The organism is Massilia haematophila (assembly GCF_042647645.1).
Lineage (GTDB): Bacteria > Pseudomonadota > Gammaproteobacteria > Burkholderiales > Burkholderiaceae_D > Telluria > Telluria haematophila.
Genome location: NZ_JBHRVV010000001.1, coordinates 2772275 through 2784104 on the forward strand (window position 1 = coordinate 2772275; position 11830 = coordinate 2784104).

Annotated in this window: 11 protein-coding genes and 1 pseudogene; 7 read left to right on the plus strand and 5 right to left on the minus strand. The window is 64.7% G+C overall.

All coding sequences use genetic code 11. The features are described 5' to 3' along the window. Positions 1-104 precede the first annotated feature (104 nt). Both ACFOPH_RS12350 and ACFOPH_RS12355 read left to right on the plus strand, forming a co-directional pair. Positions 105-1847 carry a histidine kinase famiy protein gene (locus ACFOPH_RS12350; protein ID WP_379735525.1) on the plus strand — a complete coding sequence of 581 codons (1743 nt, stop codon included), beginning with the start codon at positions 105-107 and terminating at the stop codon, positions 1845-1847. Between the two features lie 2 nt (positions 1848-1849). Further along, positions 1850-2236, plus strand: coding sequence for a response regulator (locus tag ACFOPH_RS12355; protein WP_312551741.1), 387 nt, complete (start codon positions 1850-1852; stop codon positions 2234-2236). A gap of 57 nt (positions 2237-2293) precedes the next feature. On the opposite strand, the gene ACFOPH_RS12360 is transcribed toward ACFOPH_RS12355, so the two are convergent. Beyond that, entirely contained in the window at positions 2294-3418 is a 1125-nt protein-coding gene (locus ACFOPH_RS12360) for an AI-2E family transporter (protein WP_379735526.1), read from the minus strand. A gap of 302 nt (positions 3419-3720) precedes the next feature. Between ACFOPH_RS12360 and ACFOPH_RS12365 the strand changes: the two are divergent. The 3 genes and pseudogenes from ACFOPH_RS12365 to ACFOPH_RS12375 all read left to right on the plus strand — a co-directional run. Beyond that, positions 3721-3804, plus strand: a pseudogene (locus tag ACFOPH_RS12365) (Hcp1 family type VI secretion system effector); the annotation flags it as partial. Positions 3805-3862: 58 nt separating this feature from the next. After that, positions 3863-4273, plus strand: a complete 411-nt coding sequence (locus ACFOPH_RS12370; RefSeq protein WP_379737921.1) for a Rap1a/Tai family immunity protein — start codon at positions 3863-3865, stop codon at positions 4271-4273. 83 nt (positions 4274-4356) lie between these two features. After that, positions 4357-5568, plus strand: coding sequence for an ISL3 family transposase (locus ACFOPH_RS12375; RefSeq protein ID WP_379735527.1), 1212 nt, complete (start codon positions 4357-4359; stop codon positions 5566-5568). Positions 5569-5659: 91 nt separating this feature from the next. Here the strand turns inward: ACFOPH_RS12375 and ACFOPH_RS12380 are convergent, their stop codons facing one another. The 3 genes from ACFOPH_RS12380 to ACFOPH_RS12390 are packed head-to-tail and all read right to left on the minus strand — an operon-like array spanning position 5660 to position 6927. Beyond that, positions 5660-5995 (minus strand): hypothetical protein, encoded by a 336-nt coding sequence (locus ACFOPH_RS12380; RefSeq protein ID WP_379735528.1) that lies wholly within the window; start codon positions 5993-5995, stop codon positions 5660-5662. Continuing rightward, on the minus strand, positions 5992-6426 hold the full coding sequence (locus tag ACFOPH_RS12385) for a BPSL0067 family protein (RefSeq protein WP_312551744.1): 435 nt from the start codon (positions 6424-6426) through the stop codon (positions 5992-5994). Before ACFOPH_RS12385 ends, ACFOPH_RS12380 begins: the two co-directional genes overlap by 4 nt. Positions 6427-6435: 9 nt before the next feature. Beyond that, positions 6436-6927: an Hcp family type VI secretion system effector gene (locus ACFOPH_RS12390; RefSeq protein ID WP_379737923.1), complete on the minus strand. Its 492-nt coding sequence runs from the start codon at positions 6925-6927 to the stop codon at positions 6436-6438. Between the two features lie 408 nt (positions 6928-7335). On the opposite strand from ACFOPH_RS12390, the gene mutS reads away from it, so the two are divergent. Next, entirely contained in the window at positions 7336-10002 is a 2667-nt protein-coding gene (mutS, locus tag ACFOPH_RS12395; protein WP_379735532.1) for a DNA mismatch repair protein MutS, read from the plus strand. Beyond that, entirely contained in the window at positions 10002-10949 is a 948-nt protein-coding gene (locus ACFOPH_RS12400; RefSeq protein WP_312548130.1) for a hypothetical protein, read from the plus strand. Before mutS ends, ACFOPH_RS12400 begins: the two co-directional genes overlap by 1 nt. A gap of 330 nt (positions 10950-11279) precedes the next feature. Here the strand turns inward: ACFOPH_RS12400 and ACFOPH_RS12405 are convergent, their stop codons facing one another. Then, positions 11280-11828, minus strand: a complete 549-nt coding sequence (locus ACFOPH_RS12405; RefSeq protein WP_312548129.1) for an FKBP-type peptidyl-prolyl cis-trans isomerase — start codon at positions 11826-11828, stop codon at positions 11280-11282. Positions 11829-11830: the final 2 nt, after the last annotated feature.

The window sequence follows — 11830 nt, forward strand, 5'->3', positions numbered from 1 at the left end:
GGCGCCGCACGGCGGACGCCGCCGCCATGGTCGCATTGTTATAATTTCCGATGGGGTCGGACCGTCATTGACCTTGAATCGATCACACGACAAGGGACAGGAAGATGACCACCGGCGGCAGCAAGCAAGAACGCGAGCACATGCCCACCGAGCAGGAGGGCGGCGGCCAGAGCCAGGGCGTGCCAGCGCTCGGGCAATTGGAGGGCAACAGCTACCATCCGCTGGGCGACGTGGGCATCCGCCACTGGCAAGCGAGCCAGGTGTCGCGCCCCGGCCTGGAGGACCGCGGCAACGTCTTCTTCGCCGCCATCGAGATGACGCGCATGCCGATGGTCCTGACCGACCCGAACCAGCCGGACAACCCGATCGTCTTCGTGAACCGCGCCTTCCTCGACCTGACCATGTACCGGGAAGAAGAGGTCCTGGGGCGCAATTGCCGCCTGCTGCAGGGCGAGCAGACCGACCCCGCCACCGTGGCCGAGCTGCGCGTCGCGGTCGAGGAGCAGCGCGCGGTGGCGGTCGACATCCTGAACTACAAGGCCAACGGCCGGCCGTTCTGGAACGGCCTGTTCTGCGGCCCGGTGTTCGACGCCGACGGCAAGCTGCTGTACTGGTTCGCCTCGCAGATGGACATCACCCGGCGCCGCGTTTCCGAGCAGTCCTACCTGCAGGCACAGAAGATGGAAGCGATCGGCCAGCTCACCGCCGGCCTCGCGCACGACTTCAACAACCTGCTGCAGGTCGTGGCCGGCAACCTGGAGGTGGCCGGCAGCTCGGTGCACGACCCGGTGGCGACGCTGCAGTCGATCGAACGCGCCCGCCTGGCCAGCGACAAGGCCAGCAAGCTGACCCAGCAACTGCTCACCTTCGCGCGCAAGCAGCGCCTGGAGCCGAAGCGCCTGAACTTGAATTCGCTGGTGGTCGAGTTCAGCGAAATGCTGGTGCGCACGCTCGGCGACAAGGTCGACCTGCACCTGGACCTGAAGCCCGGCCTGCCCTCGTGCACGCTGGACGCCACCCACATGGAGATGGCGCTGCTGAACGTGCTGATCAACGCGCGCGACGCCATGCCGAAAGGCGGGCGCGTGACGGTGGCCACCTCGACCATGGCCGACAGCGAGCGCCTGGAGCGCCACGGGCTGGCGCCGGGCACCTACGTCGTCATCTGCGTCATCGACGAGGGCGAAGGCATGCCGCCGGAAGTCGCCCAGCGCGCCACCGAACCCTTCTTCACCACCAAGGGCCCGGGCACCGGCCTCGGACTGGCGATGGTGCACGGCTTCGTCCAGCAGTCGCACGGCCGGCTCGAGATCGACAGCGTGCCGAACCAGGGCACCACGATTCGCATGATCTTCCCGCTGGCCCAGCAGTCGGGCATGGAGATCATGGCCGACCGGGTGGGGAACAAGGGCATGAACTGGAGCCCGGAAGCGATCCTCGGCCGGAAAACCATCCTGGTGGTCGACGACAGCCACGACGTGCGCGAACTGGCGGAAAACCACCTGCGCGACCTCGGCTACCGGGTGCTGGCGGCCCAGAGCGGCGAGGAAGCGGTGGAACTGGTCGAACGCTACGGCGACATCGACCTGCTGTTCAGCGACATCATCATGCCAGGGGGGATGAACGGCATCCGCCTGGCCGAACTCGTGCGCGAGCGCCAGCCCGACGTGCCGGTGATCCTCGCCACCGGCTACATGAGCGAACTGCCGGTCACGGCCAACGCCGGTCCGACCTGGACGACCATGGCCAAGCCCTACCGCCTCGCCGACCTCGCCGAGCGCATCCGCATCTCGCTGAAGGTCGAGGCCCGCAAGGGCTCGGCATCCGGCTTCCAGCACGAAGGATAATTTTGAAACGCATCCTGTTGGTCGAGGACGACCCGGCCGTCAGCTACATCCTCCAGCGTTACCTCGAGGCTGCCGGCTTTGCCGTGCTGGCGGCCGGCGGCGGCAAGGAGGCGCTCGGCCTGTTCGCCTCCTCCTCCATCGACCTGGTCGTCACCGATTACCGCATGCCCGGCATGAACGGCGAGGAACTGCTGCTCGAACTGCGCGCCCGGCGCCCCACCCTGCCGGCGCTGATCGTGTCCGCCTATGGCCACGAACTGTCGATCCGGATTCCGGGCGTGCCGGTACTGTCCAAGCCGGTCGATCCGGGAGTGCTGGTGGAACTGGTGAACAACCTGCTGCTGGATGCGGAGACGGTGGCATTGAACAAGGCGGACAGCGCCGGTTGACGAACAGGCGCGGACGCATGCCCGTAGCCTGGCCGATGCATGGGCACGACACGCTGCTCAGCCGCGCGCGGGCAATCCGGGCGACGGCGCCGGCACGTCCGGATTGGCGGCCACCCATGCCATGAACAACTGGTAGCCCACGGTGAGCAGGACCGCGCCTACGAACATTCCCATGATGCCGGCGCTCGCCAGGCCGCCCAGCGCGCCGATCAGGATGACCGGCATCGGCGCATGGACACCCCGCCCCAGCAGGAGCGGCTTGAGCACGTTGTCGAGCATGCCGGCGACGAGCAGCAGCACGGTGTAGGCGATGGCCGGCGTGGTGGCGTAGTCGCCGCTCGCCCAGAGGTAGACGATGACCGGCAGGGTCACCAGCGCTGCCGGGACCTGGGCGATGCCCAGCACCAGGACCAGCAAGGCGAGCACGCCGGCAAACGGTATGCGGGCAGTCACCATCACCAGACCGACGACGATGGCCTGGATGAACGCCACCCCGAGCACGCCCAGCGCCACCGCACGGATCGTCTCGGTGGACAGCCTGGCGAATTCGTCGCCGCGCCCGACGCCCACGATGCGGGCGAAGATCGCACGGATGCTGTCGGACCCGGCCTGGCCGAAGGCCATGATGATGCCCGCCACGATGAACGAGGCCAGGAACAGCAGCGCCCCGCTGGCCATGCTGGCGACCACCCCCAGCGCCATCCTGGCCAGGCCGCCGAGTTGCGGCTGCACGCTGCGCACGAATGCCGGCAGGTCCGTGTGCGCCTGCGACCAGAAGCCGTGGATGCGTTCGCCGACGACAGGCCATCCGGCCACCGTCGACGGCGGGGCCGGAATCCTGATCACGTTGCCGCGCACGCTGACGATGAAGTGCTGGGCCGATTCGCCCACCGAGGACATCAGCACGGCAGTCGGCAAGCCGATCAGGACGATCCCGCCCACCACCATCAGGGTGGCAGCCAGCCCCTGCCGCCCACCCAGCGCGCGTGCCAGCCTTTGATGGCCCGGATACAGGGTCACCGCCAGGATCAGGGCCCAGACCATCAGCGAAATGAACGGCGAGAACACCCGGTAGCACAAGGCCGCCAGCGCGAACGCCAGTCCGGCCCGGATGAAGACGTCCAGCAGCTTCCTGAACAGGCGTTGTTCGAGATCCGGATCGGGCGCATAGGGCGCATTCATGGCGCGGCTCCTTGACAAGGGTATGCACGAACCGGACTCGATGATGCTCGATGGGCCAACATGCCTGCATCGCTCGAAGAGCGCGGCGATGCATCCGGCGCCCGGATCTGCGCTGCATTGTAGGAATGCTGTTCTGTGCGGTGCAATTGGACCTTGGACCATGGCGGGCATGCGTGTTTAGCGCGATGCGCCGGGTATGCTGGCTTGAAGTCGCTTGACGTCTGCCCACCAACTGATTGACGGTGTGCAATTCTCATTTCCTCAAGAGCTGGATACTCCTCTGATCATTTGGAGGAGACGCCATGGCTATCGATGTGTACTTGCAGATCGACGGTATCAAGGGTGAGTCGCAGGACGCGAATCATCAGGAATGGAACGAATTTCTGGCCTTCGGCTACGATGCGTAACCCGTTCAGATGCCGGACGGCTGCCGTTTTGCTCGCCGTGCTGCTCGCAGGTGCCAGCCAAGCGCAGAACCGCGATAAGGAACATCCGTTCCGGATGCCGGGAACGCCTGCGAAAGTCGTGCCGGCACCAACGCCTTGGATGAGCGGTGCACAGTTGTTGCAACAGCTGGACCCGCCAGTTCGGACAGCCAACCGCCAGGCGACGGTCGACGAAGCCACCAGATATCTCATGGGGATTCACGACGCCACTGAGAGCGGGCTTTGGTGCTACACGGACGGACGACCGAGACCAACGCCGAAGCAGTCGCCGAAGACCATGCGCTCCAGCACGTTGGCTTATCTGCGCAAATTGCCGGCAGAAAGACTGAACGAAAAGGCGGCTGTGCTGATAATCCGGATGTGGCAGGAAAAGTGGTTCTTCGCGGGGAATGGGGGAAGACGGGATTGACGAACTGAGCAGGAGGTGGTGGCGGAGGTCTGATGTTGGTAGATTGATAGTCGCCAAACAAATCAGTCTGTCAAACCACCGCCATGCTCAATGCTATGCCGTCTGTCCCGTTTTGGGAAGGCCATATTGTCGATGCCGTCCACGAACAAGAGGACGGGTCGCTGTTAATCGTTCTCGATACCAGCCCTTCAAGCGAAGCTTTGTGCGGGGCATGCCGCCAGCCTTGCGCTCTGGTTCATGAGCGCCGAAGGCGTAAGGTGCGTGACCGCGACATTCTGGATAGGCGTGTCTGGCTCGATGTGCCGGTGCGGCGACTGGACTGCCATCACTGCGACGCACGGGTAGCCGAGCACATTGTTTGGCTCGACCGCCGGGCGCGCATCACGCACCGCGTGCGCCTCTGGGTGGAGGCGCTGGCACAGCTGCTTCCGATAGCCCATGTGGCCCGGTTGACCGGCCTGCACTGGCATACCATCAAGGACATCGATCATCGGCGCTTGCAGCACCTGCATGGTGGCTTCTCGGCAGAAGGCGTACGGCGCTTGGTCATGGACGAATTCGCCCTGCACAAGGGGCACCGGTACGCCACTGTCGCCCTGGATGCCGAACGAATGCGGGTGCTATGGGTGGGAGAAGGCAATAGCCGGGAAGCGATTCGGCCGTTCTTCGAGTTGCTGGGAGAGGAAGGCTGCCAGCGGATCGAAGCCGTTGCCATGGATATGAACACGGCCATGGACCTCGAAGTTCGCCAGCAATGTCCAAACGCAGAAGTCGTCTACGACCTGTTTCATGTGGTGGCGCGCTTCGGTCGCGAAGTGGTCGACCGGGTTCGTGTCGACCAGGCCAATGCCTTGCGTGCCGAACCAAAAGCCCGCCAGGTCATCAAGCGCAGTCGCTGGCTGTTACTGCGCAATCGTGACAACCTCAAGGCCGAGCAGGCCGTCAAGCTCGAAGAGCTGTTGGCTGCCAACCAGCCCTTGGCAACGGTTTACCTGCTCAAGACCGAGCTGAAGGAAATCTGGTATGCGTCATCAGTCCGGGACGGTGCCCGGCGGTGGAAAGCCTGGCTCAAGCTCGCCTTGCAAAGCCAGATCGCACCGCTGATCCAGTTTGCCAAACGCCTGGCCAAATATCGCCGCGGCATCCTGGCATCAGCCATCTATCCGATGAGCTCATCGATCCTTGAAGGCGTCAACAACCGCATCAAGGTCATCAAGCGCATGGCCTACGGTTTTCGGGACGCATCCTACTTCTTCCTGAAAATCAAGGATGCGTTCCCCGGCAAAGTGCGATGAACCGGAAAAGTGGCCATGCCCGCCTGATGGATGCTGCCCCGGTCGCGGCTACTGAGCACCAGGAGGCACGACAGGCCGCTTTACCGCCCGGCTATTCGCAAGTCAGCTTCGCGTCCTGCGGCCTGCTCTTCACTTCCCGAACGCGGAGCACGCAACGTTGAACACTGTCGTTGGGCTTCACTTCGATCCAGCGCTGCGTCCCGCCAATAGCGCCGTATTCACACACAAGCCACTGCACGTTTAACGGCAGCTCGACGCGATAGCCGCCCTTTTCGCCGAAGCGTACGCCCTGGATTTCGGTCTGCTTGTCGAAGTAAGCGCCGACACCTGCGAGCGGCTTGCCTTCCGAAGCCTTGGGGCATTCAACCGTTTTAGCGACCACCGGCTGGAGGCACATTGCAAACAAGATGAAAAGAATGGTCTTCATGGCACGTTCACGATGTAATACTGTTCCGCGTCGTCGCTCGGCCGGATATGGAACCGCTCGCTTTGCTCCGCCGTCCAGGCATTCTTGTTCCGCCTCGCTACAGTCTTGCCCTGCCACTGGTCGAGCACCCAAAAATGCGTATAGCCGCCGCCCGGCCGCCTGTTGCCGAATTCGAGAAAGATCGCGACATGGTAGCCATGTTGATTCGGGAAGCGTGCCCGGCCGTTCTCGAATTTGAAATTGGCGATCACTGTGCCCGGAGCAATGTGGCTTTGCTCGATCACTCTCGCGCCGGCTTGCCATTGGCTGGTGTGACCGACGCTTGTCACTGCTTGCGGAAAGGCGACGCACTCTTGATCCCTGCCGGCGTAACGTCCTAGATACTTTGCCAGCAGCTCGCCAAGGTCGCCTTCGTAGAGAACGGGCCGCATGGGCCGGCCTCATGCCGCAATCTTGTTGGTAGCGGCATCCCACCCGCCAGAGGTATTGCCGCTCGCGCCGCCGGCAACTTTCTGTTGCGTATAGCTCCATTTGATCTTCGAATAAGCGAGAGACACACGCTCGGTCAGAATGCCGCCGTCGCCGCATGACGGGCTGACGGACGACACCATGACATTCTCGAGCTCGATGCTGTAATACTTGATGGGCTCGCCATTGCCATCCGCGCGCATGAACTCGAACTTGGCCTTGGGAATGGTTTTGCCGGTTGCACAGGTCTGTTGCAGCAGCGGCGACGAGAGATCGGCCAGCTTCTTGAACGAGATTTCCGACAGCTCGGCCTTGCCGGCAATATGGCCGGACGAAGAGATCGACAGTGCGCGCGGCTGGTGAACGCTCCAGTCCACATTCGACACTTCGATCCAATCCTTATGTTTCGAGTCGGCGCTTTCGCCTTTGATGCCGTCGATCTGCAAGTATGCGTCGTTTGCCATGTTCATGCCTTGGTAGTGAATGAGAGAGTCGTCATCATCCGGCTTTGGCAGGCTGGACATTTAACTCGGATCAACAACCCAAAGCAGTGGTCGCCAAGGTGGGGATTGGCTTAATCTCGCGCAGCCCTACCACTAAAGGCGTCCCTCGCGACCATTTGACGCACCGAACCGGGAAGTGTATCCGCAGGAAAAGTAGTTGCTCTGTCATCACGATTGGCGTCGCCAACACCACCACCGACGGGCGAACTGACGCATGAGGACGGAAAATCCCGCGAGAACCAAAGCTGCGGCCCCCCGTCGCCAGACTCGCTGTCCGGCTCGGCATTCCAACACCTCGCAGCCCAGCCGATGCGGTTAAAATGACGGTCTTGGCAAGTCAATGCCCCTGCCTCACCGAATACGACCGACATGACCACCGTTTCATCCGACATCAACGCCGCCGCAGTCAAGAGCAGTCCGGCAGAAAAAGTCACACCCATGATGCAGCAATACCTGCGCATCAAGGCCGACTACCCCACCATGCTGGTGTTCTACCGCATGGGCGACTTCTACGAACTCTTCTTCGAAGACGCCGAAAAGGCCGCGCGCATCCTTGGCATCACGCTGACCGCGCGCGGTTCCTCGGGCGGCAATCCGATCAAGATGGCGGGCGTGCCCTTCCATTCGCTCGATCCCTACCTGGCCAAGCTGGTGAAACTCGGCGAATCCTGCGCGATCTGCGAGCAGATCGGCGACCCGGCGCTCTCGAAAGGCCCGGTCGAGCGCAAGGTGGTGCGCGTGGTCACGCCCGGCACCCTGACCGATTCCGACCTGCTGCCCGAAAAGGCCGAGCGGCCGCTGCTGGCGGTCTGCACGCTGGCGCAACGTAAAAATGTGACCGTCGGCCTGGCCTGGATGTCGCTGGCCAGCGGCGCGCTGCGCCTGATGGAATTCTCCGGCGACGAGCGCACCGTCAACACCCGCCTGGCCCAGGAACTGGAACGCATCGCGCCGGCCGAGATCCTGCGCGCCGACGACGGCGACCTGTTCGAGGACAGCCCGGTCGCCCACACCCAGCGCGTACCCGAGTGGCATTTCGACGTGGTCAAGGGTCACAAGGCGCTGGTCGACCAGCTGGCGGTGGCGACGCTGACCGGCTTCGGCGCCGACGGCCTGGGCGCCGCCTTCGGCGCGGCCGGCGCGCTGCTGCGCTATGCGCACTCGACCCAGGGCCGCGGCCTGCAGCACGTGAACAGCCTGACGGTCGAAAGCGAGAACGAATTCATCGGCCTGGACGCGGCCACGCGCCGCAACCTGGAGCTGACCGAGACCATCCGCGGCCAGGAGTCGCCTACTTTATTTTCGCTGCTCGACGGCTGCCGCACCGCGATGGGTTCGCGCCTGCTGCGCCACTGGCTGCACCACGCGCGCCGCGACCAGTCGGTGGCGCGCTCGCGCCACGAGGCGATCGAGGCGCTGGCCCAGGCCGACGCGAGCGGCCACCTGTCGTCGACCCTGGCCCAGGTGCCGGACATCGAACGCATCACCACGCGCATCGCGCTGCTGTCGGCGCGTCCGCGCGACCTCGCCAGCCTGCGCGACGGCCTGAAACAACTGCCGGCGCTGCGCGCGCAGGTGGCGCGCTGCTTCATCCCGGGCGACTCCTGCCTGCTGCGCGAGATCCACGACGCCCTGGCCCCGCCCGAGGCCTGCCTCGATTTGCTGGTACGCGCGGTGGCGGAAGAGCCGGCGGCGATGGTGCGCGACGGCGGCGTGTTCGCGCGCGGCTTCGACGCCGAGCTGGACGAGCTGCGCGCCCTGTCCGAGAACGCCGGCCAGTTCCTGGTCGACCTCGAGACGCGCGAGCGCGAGCGCACGGGCATTGCCAACCTGCGCGTCGAGTACAACCGGGTGCACGGCTTCTACATCGAGGTCACCAACGGCCAGGCCGACAAGGTGCCCGACGACTACCGGCGCCGCCAGACGCTGAAGAACTGCGAGCGCTACATCACGCCGGAACTGAAGGCCTTCGAAGACAAGGCCTTGTCGGCCCAGGACCGCGCCCTGTCGCGCGAAAAGGTCCTGTACGACGAGCTGCTGACCTGCCTGGCGCCGCACATCGGCCAGCTGCAGACGGTGGCGCAAGGCCTGGCCCAGATCGACACCCTGGTGGCGCTGACCCGCCACGCGTTGCAGAACAACTGGTGCGCACCGCAACTGGTGGCCGAGCCTTGCCTGACCATCGTCGAGGGCCGCCATCCGGTGGTCGAGCAGCAGATCGAGCGCTTCATCGCCAACGACTGCAAGCTGTCCAACGAACGGCGCCTGTTGCTCATCACCGGCCCGAACATGGGCGGTAAATCGACCTTCATGCGCCAGACCGCGCTGATCGTGCTGCTGGCCTACATCGGCAGCTATGTGCCTGCCACCAGCGCAACCATCGGCCCGATCGACCGCATCTTCACCCGCATCGGCGCCAACGACGATCTCGCCGGCGGACGCTCGACCTTCATGGTCGAGATGACCGAATCGGCCGCGATCCTGAACGGCGCGACCGAGCACTCGCTGGTGCTGATGGACGAGGTCGGGCGCGGCACCTCGACCTTCGATGGCCTGGCGCTGGCCTGGGCGATCGCGCGCCACCTGATCGACTCCAGCCGCAGCTTCACCCTGTTCGCGACCCATTATTTCGAGCTGACCCAGCTGCCGGAAGCCCACCCGAGCGCGGCCAACGTGCACCTGTCGGCGGTCGAGCACAAGGACAGCATCGTATTCCTGCACGCGGTGCAGGGCGGTCCGGCCTCCCAGAGCTACGGCTTGCAGGTGGCGCAACTGGCGGGCGTGCCGCCGGCGGTGATCAAGGCCGCGCGCAGGCACCTGGCGCGCCTGGAATCGCAGGCCCTCGACACCACGCCCCAGCTCGACCTGTTCGCCCTGCCCTGCGACGAGCCGGAACAGGCGGAACAGGCACCGGAGGCGGCTGCTCCTGCCGTATCCTCCGCCCTCCTCGACGCCCTCGACGCGCTCGACCCGGATGCGCTCACCCCGCGTGAAGCGCTCGAGCGTCTGTACGAGCTCAAGCGTCTCGCCGCCTGATGCGCCGCCTGCGTCCCACCGCCCTGCTGGCCGCCGCCCTGTGCGCGGCCCTGTGCCTGCCGGCCGCGGCGGCCGGACGCAAGGACGATGGCGACGCCCACCGCTTCGGCGTCATCGGCCACAGCTTCGACGCCAAGAACGACAAGCGCTTCAGGCAGGCGCTGGCCGACACCACGGAAAAGGCCAACGCCTTTGTCGTCGTCACCGGCATCAAGCATGCGGCCGAGCCTTGCGGCGACCGCCTCTACCAGGAGCGGCGCGACCTGGTCGAACGCTTCAAGCGGCCGATCATCGTGCTGCCGGCCGGCAGCGACTGGACCGGCTGCCGCAACTCGGCGGGCCGCACCAACGCCATCGAGCGCCTGAACCGCCTGCGAGAACTGTTCCATGGCGAGCCGCACTCGCTCGGCAAAGCCACGCTGCCCCTTACGCGGCTGTCGATGAGCCCGCGCTTTCGCAGCTATGCCGAGAACGCCCACTGGACCGTGGGCAAGGTGCTCTACGCCAGCGTCAACCTGCCGGCGAATAACAACCACTACCTGGCCGCGGCCGGCCGCAACAGCGAATACGAGGACCGGCTGGTCGCCAACCGCTTCTGGCTGAACCGTCTATTTACCCTGGCGAAGGGCGACAAGGTCGATGCGATCGTCCTGTTCTCCGAAGGAGACCTGAAGCCTTTCGCGGAACCGGAGGCGCGCACCCTGCTGCGTCGCAATACCGGCGTGTTCGACGGCTTCGGCTTCACGCGCAGGCAGGTGCAGGCGCTGGCGAAAAAGTTCGACGGCAAGGTGCTGCTGGTCGACAGCGGGACGCTGGCCAAGGGCAAACAGCCGGAGATCGAATGGCATGGCAACCTGGGGCACCTGTCGGTCGATGCGCAGGCGGTGGAGGTCGAGGTGAAGCCAGGAACGAAGTCGCTGTTCGTGGTGAAGGATGCGGCGGATTGAGTCAGGCCGCAGGCTGATCGGTTGGACGCGCTGGCAGCCGGCGGCTTCAGCGTGAACGAAACGGAGCTGACACGGCCGCGCGTTCCGCGTGGGCACGGGGTGCCCACCCTACGATCGACAATCGCTGAGTACCTGTGACATCCGCAGCATGCAGGCGGTGACCGTAGGGTGGGCACTCCGTGCCCACGCGAACGCCCGCATCGCGACTGCGCGAACCGGCACCCGCGGCGTCCTCATGACGAAACGCCGACAAGGCACACCCGCAGTACCGACATCGCACGGACGCCCAAACAAAAACCGGGACATTGCGTCCCGGTCTTCATGTAACGATCAGTGCAGCGGCTGGCTGCGGAACTGGTCGCCCGGCTCGCTGTCGTCGTCGCCTTCGTCTTCACCGTGGTGGTGACCGTGGGCGCCGTGCACGTGGCCGTGGGCGACTTCTTCTTCGGTGGCGGCGCGCACGTCGATCACCGACAGCTCGAAGCGCAGGGCCATGCCGGCCAGCGGGTGGTTACCGTCCAGCACGACCTTGTCGTCGGCGATTTCGGTGACGGTGAAGATGGTCGGCTCGTCGTCCGGCGCGCCTTCGGCCATGCCTTCGAACTGCATGCCGACTTCGAGCGGCTCCGGCAGGCGCGAACGGTCTTCGACCTTGACCAGCTCGGCGTCGTAGTCGCCGAATGCGTCTTCCGGCTCGATCTGCAGGGTCGACGAATAGCCGACTTCCTTGCCGTCGAGATGCTCTTCGATCTTCGGCAGGGTGTTCTCGTAGCCGCCGTGCAGGTAGACCATCGGCTGCACACCTTCCTCGATCAGGTTGTTCTGCGCATCCGACAGTTTATAGTTGACCGACACGACCGTATTCTTGGCAATCTTCATCG